We start from the raw sequence: 22,524 nt of genomic DNA, 5'->3' as shown, positions 1-22,524 counted from the left end.
TGTGGACCTTGGTCCACACCTCCCAGCCGTGCCAACCAAGGTTGGCACCCACCAGGACGGTCTCTAGGCCGGCTCGTCGGGAATCTGCAGGCTTTCCAGCCTGGCGATGCAGTCCTTCAGCTGCAGCTTGCGCCGCTTCAGGCGCTTGGACTCCAGCTCGTCCTCGCCGTTGGCGGCCATGCGGGTGATCTGTTCATCCAGCAGGCGGTGCTCGGCGCGCAGGGCGACGAGGCGCTCGACGATCTCGGCGGGGCTGTAGGTGTCCACAGCCTCCGAGCATACACAGCGATGATGACCGCCGGGAGAGGGGAATCCCGATCCCCGGCCGGGGCGGCTCCGAGCCGTTAGAATGGAACCCATGAGTGCCGTGATTTCCCTTCCCGATCCCCCACCGCGCGCCGCCCGCGATCCGCGCGTGGCCGAGCGCGAGCAGCACAAGCTGGCCAAGCGCCTGCGCCGCCAGGTCGGCGAGGCGATTGCCGACTTCGGCATGATCGAGGCCGGCGACAAGGTCATGGTGTGCCTGTCCGGCGGCAAGGACAGCTACACCCTGCTGGACGTGCTGCTGCAGCTGCAGAAGAAGGCGCCGGTGCCGTTCGAGCTGGTGGCGGTGAACCTGGACCAGAAGCAGCCGGGCTTCCCCGAGCACGTGCTGCCGGAATACCTGGCAGGCCTGGGCGTGCCGTACCACATCATCGAGCAGGACACCTATTCGGTGGTCAGCCGGGTCATCCCGGAAGGCAAGACCATGTGTTCGCTGTGCTCGCGCCTGCGTCGTGGCGCGCTGTACAACTACGCCGAGACCCACGGCTTCACCAAGATCGCGCTGGGCCACCACCGCGACGACATGGTGGCCACGTTCTTCATGAACCTGTTCCACCACGCCAAGCTGTCGGGCATGCCGCCGAAGCTGCGCAGCGACGACGGCAGGCACGTGGTGATCCGGCCGCTGGCCTACGTGCGCGAGAGTGACATCGTCGAGTACGCGCAGGCACGCCGGTTCCCGATCATTCCCTGCAACCTGTGCGGCAGCCAGGAGAACCTGCAGCGCCGCCAGGTCGGCCTGATGCTGAAGCAATGGGAAAAGGACCACCCGGGCCGCATCGAGCAGATCGCGCGCGCCATGGGTGAAGTCCGGCCCTCGCAGCTGGCCGACACCACCCTGTTCGACTTCATGGCGCTGGGCCGTCGCGACGACGCGCCGCTGCCCGACGCCCATGCCTGGCTGGCCGGCTCCCCGGCCGACGCCGACGCAGATCCCGAGACGCCCACCGTTTAAGGTCGGGCGCCCTTCCTCTTCGCCATCCGGAATTCCATGTTCTTTCGCAACCTGACGTTCTTCCGTTTCCCGACCACCACCGATTTTTCCGAAGTCGACACCCTGCTGCCGCACGCCCTGCTGAAGCCGGTCGGCGCGCTGGAAATGAATTCGCGCGGCTTCATCTCGCCGTTCGGCCGCGAGGAAAAGGAACTGCTCTCCCACCGCATCGCCGAACACCTGTGGCTGACCGTGGGCGGCGAGGACAAGATCCTGCCGGCGGCGGTGGTCAACGACCTGCTCGAGCGCAAGCTGGAGGAGATCGAGGAGAAGGAAGGCCGCCGCCCGGGTGGCCGCGAGCGCAAGCGGATGAAGGACGACCTGCTGCATGAACTGCTGCCGCGCGCCTTCGTGAAGTCCTCGCGCAATGATGCCTTCATCGACCTGCAGCACGGCTACGTGGCGGTGGATACCCCCAGCCGCAAGACCGGCGAGTACTTCATGTCCGACATCCGCGGCCTGCTCGGCAGCTTCCCGGCGATGCCGCTGAACGCCGAAGTCGCACCGCGTTCGATCCTGACCGGCTGGATCGCCGGCGAGCCGCTGCCGACCGGGCTGAGCCTGGGCGAAGAGTGCGAGATGAAGGATCCGGTGGAAGGCGGCGCCGTGGTCAAGTGCCAGCACCAGGAACTGCGCTGCGACGAGATCGACAAGCATCTGGACGCCGGCAAGCAGGTGACCAAGCTGGCGCTGATCTTCGAGGACAACCTGTCCTTCGTGATCGGCGACGACCTGATCGTGCGCAAGCTGAAGTTCCTCGACGGCGCACTGGACCAGCTGGAGCATGCCGACGAAGACGGCCGCCGCGCCGAGTTCGACGCCCGCTTCGCCCTGCAGAGCGCCGAGATCCGCCGCCTGTTCCTGTTGCTGGAAGAAGCGTTCAAGCTCAGCAAGGCTGACTGAACAGGCACCCTGTGGGTCGCCGGTCATCCGGCGGCCCGAAGCAGCGCTATGCTGGGCGCATGAGCCGTCTGCTGCGCCGCCTGATCAGCCCGACCCCGCCCGCTACCGTGCAGCGCGACACCGTTCGCCTGCGCCTGGAGGATGCCGAGATCGAAGTGCTGCGCGTGCGCGATCCGCGCGCGCGCCGCATCAAGCTGAGCGTGGACGAGCGCGGCGCACGGTTGACGCTGCCGCCGCGGGCCAGCCTGGTGATGGGCGAGCGTTTCCTGGAACAGCACCGCGACTGGTTGGCGCTGCAGCTGCGCCAGTACCAGAGCCAGGGCCTGCCCGCCCCGTTGCAGCCGGGCGAGAACGGCGTGCTGCCACTGCGCGGCGACCTGTTGCCCCTGCGCTGGCAGGAAGGCCGCTATGCGCGGCTGGAGATCGACGAACACGGCGCCTGCGTGCAGTGGCCGACCCGTGCCGGCGATGCCACCCTGCGCCGCCTGCTGCGCGAGTTCTACGAAGCACAGACCCGCGCCGATGTCGGCCGCTGGCTGCCGAAGTACCTGCCCACCCTGCCACGTGCACCCAGCCGCTTGCGGCTGAAGGTGATGTCTTCGCAGTGGGGCTCGCTGGCGCCGGACGGCAGCATGGCACTGGACCTGGCCCTGGTGCTCGGTCGTCCGGAAGCGTTCGAGTACGTGCTGGTGCATGAACTCTGCCACCTGATCCAGCCGAATCATTCGCCCGCGTTCTGGCATGAAGTCGAACAACGTTTCCCCGCGTGGCGCGAGCAGCGCGACTACTTCCAGCTGGAAGGGCGCAGGCTGAAGGCGATGCTCCGCCAGCTGTTGTAGAGCCGAGCCGATGCTCGGCTGACGCGCGTGGCGCGGATATCCAGCCCTCGCGATCGACAGCAGCCGAGCATGGCTCGGCTCTACAAAAGCGCGCGCAGCGCGCGACCCGCTCCTGCTCTTCCTTCTTTCTTCCGTGATGGGCACACAGGAAACTGTCCGTGGCCGGGCGGGGTGGGTTGCGCAGGGGCGTGAGCCGCATGGATGCGGCGACCGAGCTTACAAGGACGTACTTGCAGCGACCCCTGCGCAATCCACCCCGCCCGGCAGAGCACGGCTTCTGATTTGAACGACCCACCACGAGGGGCTCAGCCGTTGGCCGAAACCCTCACCCCGCCCGCAACGCCGCCGCTGCCGCCCAGCGTGCCGCCACCCGCGGCGCCGTGATGCACACCGCCTGGTCGGTCACCGTCGTCACCGCGCGCTCCAGCAGCTGGATATCGGCCTCGTGCTGGCGTGCCACATGCGGGTCCTCGAAGAAGATCGCGCGCTGGCAGCGCCCCTCCAGCACCCGGTCGGCAATCTGTGCATCGCCGCCCATCGGGCCACTCTGGTAACGCGTCACCCACGGCGTATCGCTGGGCCAACCCCGGCTCCAGGCCAGCTCGTTCAAGCGCTGCCCGGTGGTGCCCGTCGCAACGCGTTGGCCAAACCGGGCCAGCACATCGAAGTACTCGTCAGCGAAGGCCAGCATCGCCGGCTTCATCGCATCATGCGCGATCAGCGCCAGCGTCTGCCCCTGGAAGGCATGCAGGTCGTCGGCACCGGTGTCGGCAGCCAGCCCGGCGTGGATGCGCTCCACCTCGATCCAGTCGCGTGCAGTGGCCACGGTTGAAATGAACGGCTTGCCGTGGATCACGCACTGCCGCTTGAGCGCGGTTGCTTCCGGAAACACCGAGGACGGATCGACCGGGTCGATCAGGTAGATCGCACCGTCCAGTGTCCGCTCCGGCCCCATGCCGACCACCTCGGCCACCAGCTTCATCAGGCCACCCTCGCGCCCGTAGGGATACCGGTGCAGGCCGCCGTAGCCGGCCAGGAATCCCTGCCGTTCGATCGCATCGTGGGTGCGCCCGACCGCATGCAGTGACACCCCCAGTTCGCGCGGGCCTGCCTCGCTGGCACGCAGCCAGCGGAACAGCGCCGCGCGCGCATCGTGGTGATGGAGACGGTTGGCGGCCAGGCCGATACGCATCGAGCGCTCCGTAGGACGGGTAGAAGCGGCAGTGTATGTCGGCATTCGCCGATGCGGATGCTTTTCCAATTTTTCTCATTGTCGCGGACGCCTGCCTCGCTAGCGTGGCTGGCAGCGGTACCGCTGCGCGGCCGTGGTTCCTGCCCGCGAAATGAGGACGTCTACCGTGAATGTCGCCGGCCGCCGCGCCGTCGCCGCCGTCATGGCATCGCTGTTGCTGCCCGGCATCGCCGCTGCATCCGGTTGTACGGGCCCCCTGCAGGTGGCATGGCGCTCCGACCGGCCGCCCCTGTCATACAGCCAGCAGGGCGAGGTTGCGGGACTGGCCGCGGATTACCTGCCGCTGCTGGGCATGCAGGCGGCGCAGCATGCGAAGCCGTTGCCTGCGACGGTACTTACCGAGGGAGCACTGCCGGCCGGCACCCAGGTGCTGCTGGGCTGGCCGCGCGCACAGCTGCCGACAGGCTGGGTGGCCAGCAGGGCCTACCTGGAGGTGCCGCAGGTGATCGTGCGGCGCGAGGGCGCCGCTGCGGTGCTGGGGCTGGAGGGCCTGCGTGGCCGCAGCGTGGCCAGCCCGGACCGGCTGCCGCTGGAGCCATTGCTGGCCGAGCAGGCCCCGGGGGCGCAGCTGCTGGCCCCTGCGCCGCTGGACCACGCGCTGTCACTGCTGCGTGCCGGGCTGGTCGACGCCGTGGTCGCCAATCTCGCTGAACTGGAGGCCGCGCTCCGCGCAGAGCCAGGTGATGCTGTGGTGATCGCGGCACCCGCAGGCTTCGGCGATGCACTGGTACTCGCGGCCGTGCCGGCCTGTGCCGAGGTGGTCGCTGCTTTCGACCAGCGGCTCCTGCAGGAGAGCGATGCACATCGCGCGTCGAGCCGCAGCGCCTGGCTGCCGGACCGGCCACGCGCGCGGCTCACCGGTTCGGCGCTGCGCTGGCTGGTGCCGGCGTCGCTGATCCTGCTCGCGCTCGTGCTGCTGCATGCCTTCGGCTACTGGCGCGTGCATCGCGAGAGCGTGCGTCGCCGCGTGCTGGAGCAGCGGTTGCACGACGTCACCGCGAACCTGCCGGCGGTGGTCTACCAGGCCCGCCGTTCGGCAACCGGCCACTACAGCCTGGCGCAGATCGCCGGTGACGTGCAGGCGTTGTTCGGCGTAAGCGTGGAGACTGCGCGGATCGACCATCTGCAACTGCTGGCCGCGGTGCATGCCGACGACCGCAGCCGGGTGATGGCGTGCATCGAAGCGGCCGCGCTGGTGCGCGGTCCCATCGACGTTACGTTCCGCACCCGGTCGGCGCAGGGCTGGCGCTGGGTCCGCTCGCAGGGACGACCGCTGCAGTGCGATGACAGCAGCGTGGAGTGGAGCGGCTACTGGTTGGATGTCAGTGAAGCACAGGCGCGTGCAGTAGCGCTGGCCGAGGCGCGCCGCGCGGCCGAGCAGGCGGCGCTGGCCAAGAGCCATTTCCTGGCGACCATGAGCCACCAGATCCGCACGCCGATGAGTACCCTGCTGGGCATGCTGGAGCGATTGGCTGCCAGTGACCTGGATGCGGGCCAGCGGCAGGTGCTGACCACCGTGGGTGATGCCGCGCAGATGCTGCGGCAGATCCTGGACGATGTGCTGCACAGCCAGCGCCTGCAGCCAGCGCCACTGCAGCTGCGGCCGACCGATCTTGCGGCGCTGGTGCGCGCGGTGCAGCAGCTGTTGATGCCCGTCGCGGCCAGCCGCGGCCTGCACCTGCACAGCGAGATCGACCCCATGCTGCAGCAGTGGTCGCTGGCCGATGGGCTGCGCCTGCGCCAGGTCCTGTTCAACCTGGCCGGTAATGCACTCAAGTTCACTCTGCAGGGAAGCGTGGTGCTGCAGGCCCATGTGCTGCAGCAGCGCGATGGCGGGCAGCGGTTGCGCCTGCAGGTGACCGATACGGGCGTGGGCATCAGCATGGAGCGGCAACAGGCGGTATTCGCTGCCTACGAGCAGGCCGAGACCTCGACCACGCGCCGCTTTGGTGGCAGTGGGCTGGGCCTGTCGATCTGCCGCGAGCTGGCGGCATCGATGGGGGGCCAGCTGCACCTGCGCAGCGCGCCGGGCAAGGGCACCACCGTATGGCTGGAACTGGTGCTGGCGGCCTGTGCGGCGCCGACGGTGGTACCGTTGCTCACGACGGCCGTGCAACGGCCGCTGCCGCCGGCGCGGGCACTGGTTGTTGAAGACCATCCGACCAACCTGCAGTTGCTGGTGCAGCGCCTGCGCGAGCTGGGGCTGCAGGTACACGCCTGCGACGACGGCCAGCAGGCATGGGAGGCCTGGCAGGCGCAGCCCTTTGATCTGGTCATCACCGACTGCCATATGCCGCACATGGACGGCTTCGCGCTGGCACGGGCGATCCGTGGCGATACCTGTGCCATCCGTGCGCAGGTGCCGATCGTCGCGCTGACTGCCAGTGTGCTGGAACGCACACGCGAGGCCTGCCGTGATGCGGGCATCGACCATTTCCTGGCCAAGCCGGTGGCGCCGTGCGAACTGCGCGCGCTGCTGGAGGAGCTGCTGTTGCCGGACTCAGTGCGCCAGTAGGCGGACGATGCTGGCAGCGGCATCGCGGCCTTCGGCCACGGCGGTCACCACCAGGTCTGCACCGCGTACCGCGTCGCCACCGGCGAACAGGCGTGGATGCGCGGTCTGGAACGGCAGGCGGTCCTTGCCCCCGGCGACGATGCGGCCGTTGGGCTGGCCTTCCACCCCCAGGTCCGCCAGCCACGCCGGCACGCTCGGCGAGAAGCCGAAGGCGATGATAACCACGTCCGCTTCCAGCAGGGATTCACTGCCTTCGATCGGCACGGCGTTCTGGCGGCCATTGGCATCGGGCTCTCCCAGCCGGGTTTCGACCACGGTCACGCCGATCACTTCATCGTCGGCGCCGGCTTCGATCGACAGCGGCTGGCGGTTGAACAGGAAGCGCACGCCCTCTTCGCGCGCATTGGCCACTTCGCGAGCGCTGCCGGGCATGTTGGCTTCGTCGCGGCGGTAGGCGCAAGTGACCTTGGCCGCGCCGAGGCGCACCGCGCTGCGCACGCAGTCCATGCCGGTATCGCCACCACCGAGCACCACCACGCGCTTGCCGTTGAGGTCGGGCAGGGCGATGGTGTCCTCCCAGCCGGCAATCGGCCGGCCCTTCGGGTCATCGCCGCCGACGATGCGGCTGTTCTGCACCAGGAACGGCAGCGCCGGCAGCACGCCCTTCAGGTCCTGGCCGTCGAGGCCACCATCGGTGTAGCGGTAGGCGCCGGTACCGATGAACACCGCATCATGGGTGTCCAGCAGCTGCTGCACGCTGAGGTCGCGGCCGATCTCCACGCCGAGGCGGAACTGCACGCCCATGCCCTCCAGCACGTCGCGGCGCCGGTGGATTACGTCCTTGTCCAGCTTGAAGCTGGGAATGCCGAACTGCAGCAGGCCGCCGATCTGCTCGTAGCGGTCATAGACCACCGCGGCAATGCCGGCGCGGGCCAGGCGGTCGGCGCAGGCCAGGCCCGCGGGACCGGCCCCGATCACCGCAACGCTGCGGCCGGTCGGCTGCACCGCGCCCAGGTCAGGGCGCCAGCCGCTGGCCAGCGCGGTATCGACGATGTACTTCTCCACCGCACCGATGGTGACCGCACCGAACTCTTCCAGCGTGCAGCTGCCCTCGCACAGGCGATCCTGCGGGCAGACCCGGCCGCACACCTCCGGTAGCGGGTTGGTGCTGTGGCACAGCGTGGCGGCTTCGTGGATGCGGTTCTCCTGCACCAGCTGCAGCCACTGCGGAATGGCGTTGTGCACCGGGCACTTCCAGCTGCAGTACGGGTTGCCGCAGTCCAGGCAGCGGCCCGCCTGGTACTGGGCGTCCTCCTTGCCGAATTTTCCGTACAGCTCGCCCCAGTCGCCGGACGTGCGCAGTTCCACCGGGATGCGCTGCGGCATGGTGCGGGGCAGGTCGAGGAACTGGAAGGCGTGCTTGCGGCTCATGGCGGGCTCTGGAATGCGAGGGAGAACGTTGCCGGCCAGCGGCCGGCACTACCGGAAAACATCACGCGGCGCGTCGCAGGGTTTCGGTCAGCGACTCGATGCTGGCGGCCTTGGGTTTGACCAGCCAGAACTTGCCGATGTAATCGCGGAACTCGTCCAGGATCTGCTGTGCCCAGATGCTGCCGGTCAGCTCGCGATGGCGGCCGATCAGGCGGTGCAGGTGCTGGCGGTAGTTCTCGAAGCCTTCGGCGGACACGCGATGGATGTCGATCAGCTCGTGGTTGTAGCGGTCGACGAAATCACGGTCCACGTCCAGTACGTAGGCCAGGCCGCCGGTGAAGCCGGCGCCGAAGTTCAGCCCGACCTTGCCCAGCACCAGCACCACGCCATCGGTCATGTACTCGCAGCAGTGGTCACCGGCACCTTCGACCACGGCCAGTGCGCCGGAATTGCGCACCGCGAAGCGCTCGCCGGCGCGGCCGGCAGCGAACAGCTCACCGCCGGTGGCACCGTACAGGCAGGTGTTGCCGATGATGGCGGTGCTGCGTGCCTCGAAGCGCGCGCCACGCGGCGGCCGCACCACCAGCCGGCCGCCAGCCATGCCCTTGCCGACGTAATCGTTGGCTTCGCCTTCCACTTCCAGGTGCAGGCCACCGACATTGAAGGCGCCGAAGCTCTGCCCGGCGCTGCCACGGAAGCGCAGTTCCAGCGGTGCCTCGGCCATGCCCTGGTTGCCGTGCGCGCGTGCCACCGCACCCGCCAGGCGGGTACCGATGCTGCGGTCGGTGTTGTGGATCAGGAAGCGATGCTCGCCGCCGCGCTTGTGCTGGATCGACGGCGCCAGCAGGCCATCCATCTGCGTGGCCAGACTGTCCCGCGATTCGTACAGGCGCTGCGCGGCGCAGTGGCTGCCCTCGTAGCGGCTGTCGGCCAGCAGGCGCGACAGGTCCACGCGCACGCCGTCGCGCGGCGCAGATGCGATCTGGCGCAGCAGGTCGGTACGGCCGACGATCTCTTCCAGCGAACGCGCGCCCAGGTAGGACAGCCAGCTACGCACTTCTTCGGCCAGCAGCCGGAAGAAGTTCTCCACGCGCTCGGGCTGCCCGGTGAAGTGGTTCTCGCGCAGGCGCTCGTCCTGGGTGGCCACGCCGGTGGCACAGTTGTTGAGGTGACAGATGCGCAGGTACTTGCAGCCCAGCACGATCATCGGCGCGGTGCCGAAGCCGAAGCTGTCGGCGCCCAGCAATGCGGCCTTGACCACGTCCAGCCCGGTCTTCAGGCCGCCATCGGTCTGCAGCAGGGTACGGCCGCGCAGGTCGTTGGCGAGCAGCGCCTGGTGCGCCTCGGCCACGCCCAGCTCCCACGGCACGCCGGCATAGCGGATCGAGCTGACCGGCGAGGCACCGGTGCCGCCATCATGGCCGGAGATGGTGATCAGGTCCGCACCGGCCTTGACCACGCCCGCCGCAATCGTTCCGACGCCGGCATGGCTGACCAGCTTCACCGACACCAGCGCGGTCGGGTTGACCTGCTTGAGGTCGTAGATCAGCTGCGCCAGGTCCTCGATCGAATAGATGTCGTGATGCGGCGGCGGCGAAATCAGACCGATGCCCGGGCGCGCATAGCGCAGCCGCGCGATCAGTTCGTTGACCTTGTGCCCGGGCAGCTGGCCACCCTCGCCGGGCTTGGCACCCTGCGCGACCTTGATCTGCAGCACCTCGGCATTGACCAGGTACTCGGCGGTCACGCCGAAGCGCCCGGAGGCCACCTGCTTGATCTTGCTGCGCCTGGCGGTGCCATAGCGTGCGGGGTCTTCACCGCCTTCGCCGGAATTGCTGCGGCCCCCCAGGCGATTCATCGCAATCGCCAGCGCCTCGTGCGCCTCAGGCGACAGTGCACCCAGGCTGATCGCCGCGGTATCGAAGCGCGGGAACAGTTCGCTGGCCGGGGCCACTTCATCGAGCGGTGCGGGCGTGGCGGCAGGGACCAGTTCCAGCAGGTCACGCAGTGCCGAGGGCGGGCGCGCATGCACCGCATCGCAGTACTGCTGCCAGGCACGCGGATCGCCGCTGCGCGCCGCGCGCTGCAGGGTGGTGACCACGTCCGGGTTGTACATGTGGTACTCGCCGCCGTGCACGTACTTCAGCAGGCCGCCGACATCCACGTCCTGCTGCGCGTCCCACGCCTGCGCGCACAGCTCGCGCGCGTCGGCATCCAGGCGCGCGAAACCCGCGCCACCGATGCGCGAAGCGGTATCCGGGAAGCACAGATCGACGACCTCCGGTTCCAGGCCGATGATCTCGAACAGCTGCGCGCCGCGGTAGCTGGCCACGGTACAGATGCCCATCTTCGAGATGATCTTCGACAGCCCCTTGTAGACGCCCTTGCGGTAGCGGCGGCCGATCTGCGACTGCTCACCGCCCTTGCTGAGCTTGAGGATGCCACGGCGGCCCAGGTCGAACAGGGTCTGGTAGGCCAGGTACGGATACACCGCCGTGGCGCCGAAGCCGAGCAGGCAGGCCATGTGGTGCGGGTCGCGCGCGGTGCCGGTCTCGACGATCAGATTCACGTCGCAGCGCAGGCCCAGCCGCGAGAGGTGGTGGTGGATGGCGCTGGTGGCGAGCAGCGCATGCACCATCGGCCGCCCGGCCACCGGGTAGCGGTCGGACAGCAGCAGCATCACCATGCCGTCGCGCGCGGCCTGTTCGGCCTCGGCGCAGATGCGCTCGATGCCGGCACGCAGGCCCTCGTCTTCGCTGTAGGACAGGTCGAGCAGACGGTTGGCCTGCGCGTACTGGTCCATCTTCAGCAGCTGGCGCAGCTTGCGCTGGCTGAGCACCGGCGAATTGAGGATGACGTGGTTCACCGTCTCCGGACCGGCATGGAAGATGTTGGTCTCCTTGCCGAGCTGGGTGGACAGGGACATCGCGCAATCTTCGCGCAGCGGATCGATCGGCGGGTTGGTGACCTGCGCGAAGGCCTGGCGGAAATAGTCGTACAGCGGGCGGCTGCGCTGGCTCAGCACCGCCATCGGCGTGTCGTCGCCCATCGAGCCGGTGGCTTCCTGCTCGGTCTCGGCCAGCGGCCGCAGCACCTGCTCCACTTCCTCGCTGCTGAGCTGGTACAGCTTGTGGTAGCTGCGCAGGGTGGCTTCGTCGAACGGCTCTTCCACCAGCGACGGGTCGATCAGTTCGGTCTGCAGGTAGGTCACGCCCTGCTGCAGCCACTGCTTGTAGGGCGCGCGGCCGCGGTTGATGCGGTCGACCGCATCGGAGTCGAGCAGGTCGCCGCGCTTGAGGTCGATCGCGATCATTTCGCCGGGGCCGAGCTTGCCCTTGCGCACCACCCGCTCGGTGGGCACTTCCCACACGCCCGCTTCAGAGGCAACCAGGAAGTGGCGGTCGGCGGTCAGCATCCAGCGTGCCGGGCGCAGGCCGTTGCGGTCGAGGGTGCAGACGGCGTAGCGGCTGTCGCAGGCAACGATGCCGGCCGGGCCATCCCACGGCTCGCTGTTCAGGCCGTGGAACTCGTAGAACGCGGCCAGGTCCGGGTCCTTGAACTCCAGCGACTGGGTGGCCGGCGGCACCAGGATGCGCAGCGCCTGGATCAGCTCCATGCCACCGGCGACCATCAGTTCCAGCATGTTGTCCAGGCTCTGCGAGTCCGAGCCGTGCATGGAGATCACCGGGTCGAATTCGGCGATGTCGAAGCGCGGCGTCTTCCACACCTTGCTGCGCGCCTGGGCCCAGCGGCGGTTGCCTTCGATGGTGTTGATCTCGCCATTGTGGGCGAGCATCCGGAACGGGTGGGCAAGCGGCCAGCGCGGCAGCGTGTTGGTCGAGAAGCGCTGGTGGAACACGATCGCGCTGGAGGCCAGTTCGCGCCGCTGCAGGTCGGGATAGAAGCGGCTGAGCTTGTCCGGCAGCACCATGCCCTTGTAGCTGATCGCATCGGGGGTGAGGGTGGTGACGTAGAAATCAGCGTGATCGCGCAGCTGCTGTTCGCTGCGGCGACGGGCCAGGAACAGCGCCAGCGCGAAGCCGGCATCGTCCTGGCCGACACCGGCATCGACGAACACCTGTTCGATGCGCGGCAGGGTATCGCGCGCCAGCTGGCCGCAGACGCTGTCATCGGTGGGTACCTCGCGCCAGCCGGCGACCTTGCAGCCGACCGCTTCCACCTGCGCCTGCAGCTGGGTACGGCAGGCGTCGGCGGCCTCGCTGTCGTGCGGCAGGAACACCAGGCCGGCAGCGAAGCGCGCGGCGGTGGTGATGCCGGCTTCGCTGGCCAGCAGTTTCAGGAATGCATCGGGGCGGCGCAGCAGCAGGCCACAGCCATCGCCGGTCAGGCCATCGGCGGCGACGCCGCCACGGTGGGTCATGCGCGAAAGCGCGGCGATGGCGGTATCAACCAACAGGCGCGAAGGTTGATCGTCGAGCTGGGCGACCATGCCAAATCCACAGGCATCGCGCTCGGAGCGCGGGTCGTAAAGCCCTTGGCGGTTGCGGGGGGCCATCTCTACCTCGATGCGTATAGGGTTGGCGGCGACACTCGTCCCCGCTCATTCCCTGGAGCGCATCGTGAGGCCACCGGATGCCTCGACTAGATCACAGGTTGCTGCAGCGCCGCAATACACGGTTGCAGGTGCAACAGAACGCGCCGGCAACCCCGTGCCGGCGCGGGGTCGGCCTCAGCCGCAGCGCACGCCGCTGACCAGGCCCTTGTCGTCCACTTCGATGTTCAGGCGGTCGCCGAGGAATTCCATCGTGGCCACGTCGTTGGGCTTCATGACGCGCAGCTGGTGGGCACCGGCATCTTCCTGCGCCTGCTTGCCCAGCGCGTCGGCGTAGGCCTGGCCGACCAGGCTCTGCACCTGGCTGGCATCGCAGGTGCCGACCGGCGGTGCCTCGGTGGCCTTGCCGGCTTCGTCGGCCGGTGCCTTGGCGGCTTCGGCAGCCTGCTGGGCATGGGCCGTGGCCGAATCCTGTTCATCCAGCGCCGGTGCCTGGCAGGCGGTCAGGGCCAGCACGGCCGGCAGCAGCAGGGCGGAGAGCGAACGGGCGCGAATCGGGAACGACATCATGACTCCGGAAGGGATTGTGAAAGCCCGAGCATAGCGGCGAACCGATCCTCACGTGTTTGTCTTGTGTTATCGACAGGATCGCGGCAGCGCGGCAGCGACACTGCGCGCATGCCGACCCCCTCTACCCCCGAACGACAGGCCGCGCGCGCTGCGGGCCTGCGCTATGTCGATGACACCCAGCCGGGCATCAGCCGGCGCCGCGCCGGCAAGGGCTTCAGCTACCGCGATGCCGATGGCCATGCGGTGCGCGATGCCGCCACCCTGCAGCGCATCCGCGCGCTGGCGATTCCACCGGCCTATACCGCCGTATGGATCTGCGCCCACGCCAATGGCCATCTGCAGGCCACCGGCCGCGATGCCCGCGGGCGCAAGCAGTACCGCTACCACGCTGATTGGGCCGCAGTGCGCGACGCCGGCAAGTTCGACCGGGTGATCGCCTTTGGTGAAGCACTACCCGCGCTGCGGCGCCGGCTCAGCCGCGATCTCAAGCACAGCGGCTTCCCCCGCGAGAAGGTGCTGGCGGTCGTGGTCGCGCTGCTGGCCGACACCCTGGTGCGGGTAGGCAATGAGTCCTATGCCAAGGAAAACAGATCCTTTGGCCTGACCACGCTGCGCAACCGGCACCTCGACCTGCTGCGCGGCGGGCGCGTACGGATGCGCTTCCGCGGCAAATCCGGGCAGCTGCACGAAGTGACGGTAGGTGACCGCCGGCTGGGCACGCTGGTGCGCGGCGTGCAGCAGTTGCCGGGCCAGGCGTTGTTCCAGTATCGCGACGACGACGGTGCCATCCAGCCGGTCGACTCCGGTGCGGTCAACGATTACCTGCGCGAGGTGATGGGCGAGGAATTCACCGCCAAGGATTTCCGCACCTGGGGCGGCACCCTGGCCGCGGTGCAAGCGTTCGCGGCCACCGAGTTGCCCGAACCGGCCAGCCAGCGTGCGCTGGCCAAGGTACAGCGTGAGGTGGTGTGCAAGGTGGCGACCCAGTTGGGCAATACGCCTGCGGTGTGCCGCAAGGCCTACATCGACCCCTGCGTGTTCGCCGGCTGGGAGCGCGGTGAACTGGCGGAACTGGCCGGCCTGCGTGGGCCGCGCCAGTGGGAGCAGGCCACCCTGCGCGTGCTGCGCAGGGCGCGCCGGCTCAGCCGCAATAGATCGCGGTGATGTTGTTGGTGCGGCCCTTCTCGATGGTCAGGCGGTCACCGCCTTCGTGTGCCGGCGGCACGCGCGGGCCGTCATGGCGCAGCACCTGCACGTGCAGGCTGTCGCTGTCCACGCGCGCGCGCTCGACGGTTGCGGCGGAGGCGGCCAGGCCGAGCGCACCACGCACCCTGTCGCTGTGGCACTGGCCGGAAATCACGCCGTCGATCGGCTGCACCTGGGCCACCGGCGTGCTGCTGCAGGCGGCGAGGGCGAGACAGACGGCGGCGGTGGCGATGGCATGCTTCATGGAAGGATTCCTTGGTGTGGTTGCGTGCAGCGTGCGACGGCGCACGTGGTGGCGGAATGAACACCGTGCACATCGTGGATACGGTGCGCTCACCCCCGCCAACAGCCTGTGTGGAGACACTGCAGTCGCGGCGGATGCCGCCCCCGGTACTGCGGCGCATGCGCCCGGTAATGCCGGCCGCTGGCCGGCGATCCCATTCCCCCCCCGAGGAGACCTGCATGGCCACCACCCGAAAGACCCCCGCCCGCCGCAAAGCCTCACCCAAGGTGCGCAAGGGCAGCACCGCGACCCAGACCGCTGCCGACCCCGCTCGCCCGCGGGTGGTGAAGACCGCAACCCGCAAGGCGGCGGCTGGTGATCCCCGCGCCGCCCGCGTTGCCGCCCGGCAGCGGCGCCTGCAGGACCAGGAAAAGGCCAAGGACGCCCGCGCGGCCAAGAAGGCCACGAAAAAGACCGCGACCCAGGCCGGCGCACGCCGCCAGCCGGAGGACATGCCGGCCCAGCAGCTGGCAAAGCCGGGGCACGAGCACGAACTGGAGCTGGCACCGCGCTTCCTCGCGCCGGACTACACCGGCAGCGGCAAGCTGCAGGGCATGCGCGCGATCGTCACTGGCGGTGATTCCGGCATCGGCCGTGCTGTGGCCGTGCTGTTCGCACGCGAAGGCGCCGATGTGGCGGTCCTGCACCTGGACGAGGCCGAAGATGCCGACATCACCCGCCAGCACGTGGAGCGCGAAGGTGGCCGCTGTGTGGTGATCGCCGGTGACGTGCGCGACCCGCGCTTCTGCAACAAGGCGGTCAAGCAGGTGGCCAAGGCCTTCGGTGGCATCGACATCCTGGTCAACAACGCCGCGTTCCAGCTGCACTGCGAGCGGCTGGAGGATCTGGAAGACGCGCACCTGCAGGAGACGCTGCAGACCAACATCGGCGGCTACATCCAGATGGCGCGTGCGGTACTGCCGCATCTGGGCGAGGGCGCCAGCATCATCAACACCGGCTCGGAAACCGGACTCTTCGGCAGCAAGGCGCTGATCGACTACTCGGCCACCAAGGGCGCGATCCATGCGTTCACCAAGGCCCTGGCCAGCCAGCTGCTGCCGCGCGGCATCCGGGTCAACTGCGTGGCGCCGGGGCCGGTATGGACGCCGCTGAACCCGGCCGACAAGCAGGCCGGGGATGTCGCCGAGTTCGGAAAGGACAGCGACATGGGCCGGCCTGCACAGCCTGAAGAGCTGTCACCGGCGTATGTGTTCCTGGCCTCGCCGGTCTGTGCAAGCTACATCAGCGGGGCGATCCTGCCGGTGATGGGTGGGCCGCGCGGCTGAGTCGTGTCGGTTCCCGCCTGGATCCGGCGGCAGCGAAGGTGTGCGGCCTGTCAAAGGCCCCACACCGTGCGATTGGGGTAGGCTGATCCTGTACCGACCATGTTCAAGGACCGACCATGCCCGAAATGGATATCAATGCCGCAGCCAACGAGGTCGTCGCCCTGCTGCGGCGGAACGATGCGCGTGCTGCCGCCACCCGCCTCCAGGCCCTGCACGACGGCCAGAGCGCAGTGGTGCAGGAATCGCTGGATCGCTATATCTCGGCGCGTGCGGCCGCCGAGCTTGAGGGCTTGCGCCGGAACGGGGGCGTGGCCGCAGCGGATGCAGCTACGGTGAATCCGATGCTGGATCGCTTGGGCGAGGCGACGCGCCCGCCGCGGATGCCCGATGCTGCCGAGACAGCGGGATTGAGCCAGGCCCAGCAGTACGACGTTTATGGCAGCATCGTGGCCCAGCGCGGCAACATCGCAGCGAACGATGCAATGGCAACCCAGGACCGCGTGGTGCTGGGGTTGCGCGATGAGAACCGCACGACCGAGGCGCGCGGACGTGGGGTCTACGATGACCGCATCGTGGTGCTGTGGAAGGATGCGCAGGGCCGCGGCCACGTGCGCGAGTTCAACCAGGCCACGACCGAGCCGACCGCCCAGTACGACGGCCATGCCAAGACCGCGCCGCGCAGCCCGGGCTTTGGCAATGTGGCGCCGCGTACCAAGACCGAGGGCGAGGACGTCAACGGCGACCGGGTCAAGGATCTGGGGCGCCTGGGCGAGGGCACCATCGAGATGCGCGCGACCACCCATCCGCGCAATGGCCATCCCGATGAGTTCGCGCTGCGTCCTTCGCAGGACGCGATCACTGCGGGCGCCGGACGGGTGGAGCGCGACAGCAATGGCGATGGCTGGTTCGATGCGCGTGATACCCAGGGCGTGCAGGACCTCAACGACACCTTCAAGATCCATCGTGGCAGCCATTCCAACACCGATTCGGCCGGTTGCCAGACCATCGGTGGCGGCGAGTATGACGACTTCGTGTCGACGGTGCGCGGCACGCCTGGGCAGAACCGCTGGCAGTACGTGCTGACCTCGGTTGCACCCGGCCAGACGCGCGAATTGGGGCAGGACGTGCCGCTCGCGGCCAACGATGACCCCCGTCAGCCGCAGCATCGCGATCATGCCCTGCAGCAGCAGATCAGTACGCGCCTGCAGGCCCTGGGCGGACGCTACGCCGAGCATGCCGAGGACTACAGCCTGGTGATGCTGCGCGAAGCGAAGGCCGCGGGCATCACCCGGGTCGACCAGATCGTGGCCAGCAATCCCAGCGCCGGCCGTGCGGCTGGCGAGACACTGTTCCTGGTGCAGGGCAGCCCGGGCGATCCTGCGGCGCTGCGCGCAGGGGTCAATGCGGCCGAGGTGCGCGAGACCGCGGTGGAAACCGGCCTGCGCCAGCTGCAGCAGCAATCGCGCGAACAGGCTGCACCTGCGCCCGCGCCGGCACAGCAGCAGGACGCGCCGGCGATGGGAGGGCGTTGATCGATGATCCGATCGCAGTTGACGCCGAGCGTTCCATTGATGCTGCTGCTGGCCTGCAGTGCCTGCGCGCCCGCTGGAGAGCGCGTCGCGCCGGTGGCGCCCACTGCCAGCTCGGCCGCGAAACCGGAGGCCCTGCCTGCGCAGACCCTTCCCACGGATCGCGGACTGCCCGCATTGCCGAAGGCTTCCGGCAGCGGCCATCCCGGCGGCCGCTACGCTACGCTGCCCGAACCTGCCAGGCAGGTGCTGGCGCAGTTGAAGTGCAACGTGGACAGCGCCAGCAAGGTGCAGGTGCTCTCCATTCCCGCGCAGGATGGCCAGCAGGATTTGATGGTTACTGATCGCAGCGGGCCGCGTTTCCGCTATTGGATGCGGTCGTTCTCCGGCAGTGGCGGTACCACCGGCTATCTGGTGCAGCTGCAGGGCTGCCCGGCAACCACCACGGGCATGCGCGCCTACATCGCACAGGGAGCCGCACCGCTGCAGGATGTCACCGCATCCATCCTGGCGCAGGCCGGATTGCCCGATGCGGCGACCATGACGGCCTACCAGGAAAAGGGCGCGGGCGATCTTTTCGCCTTCATCGGCGTGCTGGACAAAGTGCCAGTACTGCGCTGGGTGGCCGAAGCCGACCCCGAACAGCCACTGGCCGCCGATGCACGCAGCTTCGACCATGGCAATGCCATCCACGGCGGTTTCCTGCACTGGAACCAGGATCACTTCGAAGTGGCCAGGGCCGTTCCCGCCGCGCTATGGCCCTGCGATGACAGCCCGTTGCTGCCGTGCAAGGCCGACCCGTTCGTGACGGGGCGTTGAGGCATCGCGCACATAGAAGTCGGCAATGCGCGGAATGAACTGCTGCGGATTGGCACCGACAAGATTGGTCAGCACCACGACCGCCACGCCGCGCTCGGGATAGACCACGAAGGCCGAGCGCGCACCGCCGATACCGGCCACCTGAAGGTCGGGCGATGCGCGCAGTACCGCCCAGCCACCCGCCCACGGGCCGGCGCGGCCATCAGCGAGGCGCTCTGCGCTCCACATCCGCCGCAGTGCCGTCTCCGGCAGCAAACGGCCTTCGGTCAGTGCGACGAGCCAGCGCGCGGTGTCGTCGGCGGTGGTGAGGATGCCGCCACCGGCCCAGAGCGAAGGCGGTATGTCGTAGAACCAGTGCGACAGGCGGGACGGTGCATCCACAGCATCGGTGGCACGCGGGGCCAGGCTGTACATCGTCGCCGCATCCGGAATCAGGTCGTAGCTGTCGCCGAAGGTGGTGCGGGCCATGCGCGCGCTGCTGAACTGGCGTGTGGCCAGGAAACGTTCGTAGGACATACCGGATTGCTGCGCGATGATCCGTGCCAGCAGGACATAGTTGGTCTGGTTGTAGGCGAAGCGCTGCCCGGGCGCCGCTTCCAGCGGCCGAGCTGTCACCGCCGTCCACGCCTGTGCTTCGGAGCCACCGCCCAGCAGTCCGTTCGCATCAAGGATGTCCGGAAGGCCTGAGGCATGCGCCAGCAACTGGTGTACGCGCACGTCTCTCCACGCTGGCGGAAGATCATCCAGGTAACGCGAGGCCGGCGCGTCCAGATCCAGTCGTCCCTCCTGCGCCAGCTGCGCAGCCGCCACGCCGGTGAATGCCTTGGTGGCCGAGTTGAGCGGGAAGCGGGTGTCGCGCGAGGCACGCACACCGTTCTCGACATTGGCCAGACCGTAGGCCTCGGACAGCACGATCTGCCCGTCCTTGACCACCGCGACCTGCAATCCGGGGATGCGCTGCTCCAGCATGATCTGGCGGATCAGGCGGCGGGTCTGGTCGTTGGCCTGGTCCTGGCTGGCAGCAACGGCGGCGAAGGGCAGTGCACTGATGAGCATGAGCAGGGCACGGAGCATTGGGCGGGACATGTGGAATTCCAGCGGGGCGTTGCAGATCGGATGCAGCGGGCGGGTCAAAGGTTTAGGCGCTCGGTGGTGCCTACCGTTCGTCGGCCCATGACTTCCGGGGGGTTGACTACAGTTGTCGTCACGCAGACAGTGGCGACACGTGTAGTCAAGGGAGTGGTGTCATGCGTGGCAAGACGATCGGGGACCAGGAGCTGGCCCTGCTGCAGTACATCGATGAACATGCGCCGGCCACCGTCGGCGAGGTCGCCAGTGGCTACGGGGAGGCCCGTGGGCTGGCCCGCTCCACCGTGCTGACGATGATGGAGCGACTGCGGGCGAAGGGGTATCTTCAGCGCCAGCAGCAGGACGGTGTCTACCGCTACCAGGCCACGCGTGGCCCGCAGAGCGTGCTGCAGGGCGCGGTGGCGCAGTTCGTCGACAATACCCTGCAGGGCTCGGTGTCGCCGTTCGTGGCCTACCTGTCGCAGCGCCAGCAGGTCAGCGACAACGAGCTGGCCGAACTGGAAGCGCTGGTTGCCCAACTCCAATCGCGCCGCCACGAGGGCTGAGCCATGGACACCACGATGCTGATCCCGATGTTGGAACGGCTGGGCTGGACCAGCCTGCAGACCGTGCTGCTGGTGGCCCTGGTGTATGGCGTATGCCGCGCGCTGCCGTCGCTGTCGGCGGCGACCCGCTGCCGCCTGTGGTGGCTGGTCTCGCTGCAGGCTGTGCTCGGCCTGTTCTGGAGCCAGCCGTTGCAGCTGGCCTGGTTGCCGGCGCCGCAGGCGGTGGCGATGAGCGCGACCGATGTGGCCGCCGACATGGTCTACCCGCTGGCCCCGGAGGCCTCGGCACAGCTGTTGGCCGCAATGCCGATGCCCGCCGCGGATGTGCCGGCGGTGGCATGGTGGGCCGTCGCACTGGCCACGCTGTGGATGTCCGGCGTGCTGCTGATGGCCCTGCGTACCTTCGGTGAGTGGCGTCGCTGCCGCGCGCTGCTGGCAGCGGCCTATCCCTGCGAGGACGAGGCGCTGGTGCAGGCCCTGCAGCTGGCCTCCGATGCGCACGGCGTGCGTCCTGCGCCGCGGTTGTGGATGAGCACGCAGGTGGACGCACCGCAGCTGGTCGGACCGTTCCGCCCGGTGCTGCTGCTGCCGGCGGGCGACAACGCCCTGCAGGGCGACGCGCTGGACCTGGCCCTGACCCACGAACTGCAGCACCTGCAGCGGGGTGACCTGCAATGGGGCCTGCTGCCTGCACTGGCCCAGCACCTGTTCTTCTTCCACCCGCTGCTGCGCCTGTCGGTGCGTGAATATGCACAGGCGCGCGAGGAAGCGGTGGATGCAGCGGTGGTTGGCCAGCACGGTGCCAGCCGCCAGGCCTATGGCCGTCTGCTGCTGCAGCTGGGCGTGGCACCGCAGCCGCATCTGGGCGTGGCCAGTGCCGCACCGGATACCACCAGCCTCAAGCGCCGCCTGCTCTCGCTGCAGTCGCGCCGGTCCTGCCCGCGCATCCTGGCGATGGCGTTGACTGCGGTGGTGCTGGTGGTGGGCGTGGCGCCGATGCGGCTGGTCGCAGCGCCGGTGCCGCCGGCACCGCCCGCGCCTCCTGCGGCGCCGAAGGTCGTGCCGCCGCCGCCGCCGAAGGCTCCGAAAGCGCCGCCCGCACCGCCTTCGTCCGCGCGCGTTCCGGCCGTGCCGGTGGCGCCCGCGCCGCCCGCCGAGCCGGCTGATGTCGAGGCGTTGTCAGGTCCGGACGATGCGGATGTGGCGGTCGACGTGGATGCGGATGTCGATGTCGATACCGGCATGCACAGTGAACACACGACCTCCCGCACCACTTCCATCACCACCTACGGCCGCCTGGACCTGGGCAAATCGCCGCCGGAGGCCTTCGTGCTGGTAGATGGCGATTCGACCTTCGCCAACGGCGGCATGGACGACGTGACGGTGGCCCGCAGACAGCTCGGCAAGGGCCCGGCACTGTGGTTCCGCAAGGGCGACAAGCGCTACGTGGTGCGAGACCCGATGATGATCCAGAGCCTGCAGCGTGCCTACAGCGGCGCGGCGGATCTGGGCCGCCAGCAGAGCGAACTGGGCCGCCAACAGAGTGCGCTGGGTCGCCAGCAGGGCGAACTCGGCAGGCAGATGGGCGAGATGGGCCGCCTGCAGGGCGAGGAGGCGCGCCGCATGGCACTGGCCGCTGCCGAGGCTGCGCGCAGCGCGATGGCCGCGCATGACATCAACCGCGAAGCGGCGGCAGAAGCGGCGAAGGCGGCGCGGGGCGCGACCAACGATGCGGCCATTGCACGTGAGGCTGCACGTGAGGCTGCTGCAGAGGCACGTCGTGCAATGCAGGAAGTGGACAACGAAACCGCGCGGGCCACCCACACCCGCGGCATGCAGCGCCTGGCCAGCCAGCAGTCTGAACTGGCCAGCCGCCAGGCGGCGCTGGGCAGCCGGCAGGCCGCGTTGGGTGAGCGTCAGGCACGCGTGCATGAGCAGGCGTCGCGGCAGGCGCAGCAGGTGATCGCGCGCGCACTGGCCAGCGGCAAGGCCGAGCGACTCTGACTGGTAGTGCCGGCCGCTGGCCGGCAATGTGGGGTGCCGGCCAGTGGCCGGCACCCACTGGGTTGATCAACCGCAGCTGGCGCGCTCGATCCGGTTCTGACCGTCCACCTGCACCGTCACGCGGTCCTGGCGGAAGTCCATGGTTACCTCCATGCCCGGCTTGACCACGCGCGCGTTGCGGGCACCGCTGTCGGCCACCAGTTTCTTGATGGTGGCCTCGTCGGCGGTCTTGCCGGTGAAGGCTTCCAGCGCTTCCGGCCTGCATTCGTGGGCGGCATCGGCCACCGGTGCCGGTGCGGCATCGTGGGTGGTGCTGCTGCCGGCGTGGCTGCAGGCGGCCAGCGGCAGGATGGCGAGCAGGGCAAGCGGATTGAGGCGCATCGTCGGGCTCCAGGCGTGGATGGTGGCGGCAGTGTCACCGC

The 22,524-nt window shown here is 68.8% G+C and carries 18 protein-coding genes; 10 read left to right on the top strand and 8 right to left on the bottom strand.

Features of this window, described 5'->3' with window-relative positions; translation table 11 throughout:
- Nucleotides 1-63 precede the first annotated feature (63 nt).
- Nucleotides 64-267 carry a YdcH family protein gene (locus AC5JLE_RS18380; protein WP_032962381.1) on the bottom strand — a complete coding sequence of 68 codons (204 nt, stop codon included), beginning with the start codon at nt 265-267 and terminating at the stop codon, nt 64-66.
- A gap of 91 nt (nt 268-358) precedes the next feature.
- Here AC5JLE_RS18380 and ttcA point away from each other — a divergent pair, with 91 nt between their 5' ends.
- From ttcA to AC5JLE_RS18365, 3 genes are read left to right on the top strand one after another with little or no spacing between them, the layout of a single operon-like run.
- Nucleotides 359-1,279 (top strand): tRNA 2-thiocytidine(32) synthetase TtcA, encoded by a 921-nt coding sequence (ttcA, locus tag AC5JLE_RS18375; protein WP_014645455.1) that lies wholly within the window; start codon nt 359-361, stop codon nt 1,277-1,279.
- A gap of 36 nt (nt 1,280-1,315) precedes the next feature.
- Nucleotides 1,316-2,221, top strand: coding sequence for a recombination-associated protein RdgC (locus tag AC5JLE_RS18370; RefSeq protein ID WP_496065527.1), 906 nt, complete (start codon nt 1,316-1,318; stop codon nt 2,219-2,221).
- A 59-nt stretch (nt 2,222-2,280) separates the two neighbouring features.
- Entirely contained in the window at nt 2,281-3,060 is a 780-nt protein-coding gene (locus AC5JLE_RS18365) for a M48 family metallopeptidase (protein ID WP_414934871.1), read from the top strand.
- Nucleotides 3,061-3,385: 325 nt separating this feature from the next.
- On the opposite strand, the gene AC5JLE_RS18360 is transcribed toward AC5JLE_RS18365, so the two are convergent.
- On the bottom strand, nt 3,386-4,252 hold the full coding sequence (locus tag AC5JLE_RS18360) for a methylglyoxal synthase (protein ID WP_496065526.1): 867 nt from the start codon (nt 4,250-4,252) through the stop codon (nt 3,386-3,388).
- 166 nt (nt 4,253-4,418) lie between these two features.
- On the opposite strand from AC5JLE_RS18360, the gene AC5JLE_RS18355 reads away from it, so the two are divergent.
- Nucleotides 4,419-6,827, top strand: a complete 2,409-nt coding sequence (locus AC5JLE_RS18355; RefSeq protein ID WP_496065525.1) for an ATP-binding protein — start codon at nt 4,419-4,421, stop codon at nt 6,825-6,827.
- Here AC5JLE_RS18355 and AC5JLE_RS18350 read toward each other — a convergent pair.
- From AC5JLE_RS18350 to AC5JLE_RS18340, 3 genes are all read right to left on the bottom strand, one after another.
- Nucleotides 6,813-8,258 carry an FAD-dependent oxidoreductase gene (locus AC5JLE_RS18350; RefSeq protein ID WP_032962391.1) on the bottom strand — a complete coding sequence of 482 codons (1,446 nt, stop codon included), beginning with the start codon at nt 8,256-8,258 and terminating at the stop codon, nt 6,813-6,815. The genes AC5JLE_RS18355 and AC5JLE_RS18350 overlap by 15 nt on opposite strands.
- Nucleotides 8,259-8,319: 61 nt before the next feature.
- Complete coding sequence (gltB, locus tag AC5JLE_RS18345; RefSeq protein ID WP_496065524.1) at nt 8,320-12,774, bottom strand: glutamate synthase large subunit; 4,455 nt, start codon at nt 12,772-12,774, stop codon at nt 8,320-8,322.
- Between the two features lie 174 nt (nt 12,775-12,948).
- Entirely contained in the window at nt 12,949-13,338 is a 390-nt protein-coding gene (locus tag AC5JLE_RS18340; protein ID WP_014035471.1) for an I78 family peptidase inhibitor, read from the bottom strand.
- 111 nt (nt 13,339-13,449) lie between these two features.
- On the opposite strand from AC5JLE_RS18340, the gene AC5JLE_RS18335 reads away from it, so the two are divergent.
- Entirely contained in the window at nt 13,450-14,505 is a 1,056-nt protein-coding gene (locus AC5JLE_RS18335; RefSeq protein WP_111206357.1) for a DNA topoisomerase IB, read from the top strand.
- Here the strand turns inward: AC5JLE_RS18335 and AC5JLE_RS18330 are convergent.
- Nucleotides 14,483-14,791, bottom strand: coding sequence for a hypothetical protein (locus tag AC5JLE_RS18330; protein ID WP_014645461.1), 309 nt, complete (start codon nt 14,789-14,791; stop codon nt 14,483-14,485). The two genes, AC5JLE_RS18335 and AC5JLE_RS18330, sit on opposite strands and share 23 nt — an antisense overlap.
- 218 nt (nt 14,792-15,009) lie before the next feature.
- Here AC5JLE_RS18330 and AC5JLE_RS18325 point away from each other — a divergent pair, with 218 nt between their 5' ends.
- From AC5JLE_RS18325 to AC5JLE_RS18315, 3 genes are all read left to right on the top strand, one after another.
- Nucleotides 15,010-16,116, top strand: a complete 1,107-nt coding sequence (locus AC5JLE_RS18325) for an SDR family oxidoreductase (RefSeq protein ID WP_241884651.1) — start codon at nt 15,010-15,012, stop codon at nt 16,114-16,116.
- A gap of 116 nt (nt 16,117-16,232) precedes the next feature.
- On the top strand, nt 16,233-17,648 hold the full coding sequence (locus AC5JLE_RS18320) for an XVIPCD domain-containing protein (RefSeq protein ID WP_164110653.1): 1,416 nt from the start codon (nt 16,233-16,235) through the stop codon (nt 17,646-17,648).
- Between the two features lie 3 nt (nt 17,649-17,651).
- On the top strand, nt 17,652-18,464 hold the full coding sequence (locus tag AC5JLE_RS18315) for a hypothetical protein (RefSeq protein WP_496065523.1): 813 nt from the start codon (nt 17,652-17,654) through the stop codon (nt 18,462-18,464).
- Here AC5JLE_RS18315 and AC5JLE_RS18310 read toward each other — a convergent pair.
- On the bottom strand, nt 18,399-19,520 hold the full coding sequence (locus AC5JLE_RS18310) for a serine hydrolase domain-containing protein (RefSeq protein ID WP_414934893.1): 1,122 nt from the start codon (nt 19,518-19,520) through the stop codon (nt 18,399-18,401). The two genes, AC5JLE_RS18315 and AC5JLE_RS18310, sit on opposite strands and share 66 nt — an antisense overlap.
- A gap of 191 nt (nt 19,521-19,711) precedes the next feature.
- Here AC5JLE_RS18310 and AC5JLE_RS18305 point away from each other — a divergent pair, with 191 nt between their 5' ends.
- Nucleotides 19,712-20,098: a BlaI/MecI/CopY family transcriptional regulator gene (locus AC5JLE_RS18305; RefSeq protein WP_014645465.1), complete on the top strand. Its 387-nt coding sequence runs from the start codon at nt 19,712-19,714 to the stop codon at nt 20,096-20,098.
- Between the two features lie 3 nt (nt 20,099-20,101).
- Nucleotides 20,102-22,102 (top strand): M56 family metallopeptidase, encoded by a 2,001-nt coding sequence (locus tag AC5JLE_RS18300; RefSeq protein WP_478439944.1) that lies wholly within the window; start codon nt 20,102-20,104, stop codon nt 22,100-22,102.
- A gap of 66 nt (nt 22,103-22,168) precedes the next feature.
- On the opposite strand, the gene AC5JLE_RS18295 is transcribed toward AC5JLE_RS18300, so the two are convergent.
- Nucleotides 22,169-22,483: an I78 family peptidase inhibitor gene (locus AC5JLE_RS18295; RefSeq protein ID WP_049404229.1), complete on the bottom strand. Its 315-nt coding sequence runs from the start codon at nt 22,481-22,483 to the stop codon at nt 22,169-22,171.
- Nucleotides 22,484-22,524: the final 41 nt, after the last annotated feature.

Source organism: Stenotrophomonas sp. (genome assembly GCF_059505245.1).
The sequence above is the reverse complement of the archived record's forward strand: the minus strand, read 5'-3'. Positions and strand labels throughout refer to the sequence as shown.

Bases quoted from the DNA above. Each gene is read 5' to 3' on its own strand.
- ttcA (WP_014645455.1), top strand. From the start codon at position 359: ATGAGTGCCGTGATTTCCCTTCCCGATCCCCCACCGCGCGCCGCCCGC.
- AC5JLE_RS18370 (WP_496065527.1), top strand. From the start codon at position 1,316: ATGTTCTTTCGCAACCTGACGTTCTTCCGTTTCCCGACCACCACCGAT.
- AC5JLE_RS18365 (WP_414934871.1), top strand. From the start codon at position 2,281: ATGAGCCGTCTGCTGCGCCGCCTGATCAGCCCGACCCCGCCCGCTACC.
- AC5JLE_RS18360 (WP_496065526.1), bottom strand. From the start codon at position 4,252: ATGCGTATCGGCCTGGCCGCCAACCGTCTCCATCACCACGATGCGCGC.
- AC5JLE_RS18350 (WP_032962391.1), bottom strand. From the start codon at position 8,258: ATGAGCCGCAAGCACGCCTTCCAGTTCCTCGACCTGCCCCGCACCATG.
- gltB (WP_496065524.1), bottom strand. From the start codon at position 12,774: ATGGCCCCCCGCAACCGCCAAGGGCTTTACGACCCGCGCTCCGAGCGC.
- AC5JLE_RS18340 (WP_014035471.1), bottom strand. From the start codon at position 13,338: ATGTCGTTCCCGATTCGCGCCCGTTCGCTCTCCGCCCTGCTGCTGCCG.
- AC5JLE_RS18335 (WP_111206357.1), top strand. From the start codon at position 13,450: ATGCCGACCCCCTCTACCCCCGAACGACAGGCCGCGCGCGCTGCGGGC.
- AC5JLE_RS18330 (WP_014645461.1), bottom strand. From the start codon at position 14,791: ATGAAGCATGCCATCGCCACCGCCGCCGTCTGTCTCGCCCTCGCCGCC.
- AC5JLE_RS18325 (WP_241884651.1), top strand. From the start codon at position 15,010: ATGGCCACCACCCGAAAGACCCCCGCCCGCCGCAAAGCCTCACCCAAG.
- AC5JLE_RS18320 (WP_164110653.1), top strand. From the start codon at position 16,233: ATGCCCGAAATGGATATCAATGCCGCAGCCAACGAGGTCGTCGCCCTG.
- AC5JLE_RS18315 (WP_496065523.1), top strand. From the start codon at position 17,652: ATGATCCGATCGCAGTTGACGCCGAGCGTTCCATTGATGCTGCTGCTG.
- AC5JLE_RS18310 (WP_414934893.1), bottom strand. From the start codon at position 19,520: ATGCTCATCAGTGCACTGCCCTTCGCCGCCGTTGCTGCCAGCCAGGAC.
- AC5JLE_RS18305 (WP_014645465.1), top strand. From the start codon at position 19,712: ATGCGTGGCAAGACGATCGGGGACCAGGAGCTGGCCCTGCTGCAGTAC.
- AC5JLE_RS18300 (WP_478439944.1), top strand. From the start codon at position 20,102: ATGGACACCACGATGCTGATCCCGATGTTGGAACGGCTGGGCTGGACC.
- AC5JLE_RS18295 (WP_049404229.1), bottom strand. From the start codon at position 22,483: ATGCGCCTCAATCCGCTTGCCCTGCTCGCCATCCTGCCGCTGGCCGCC.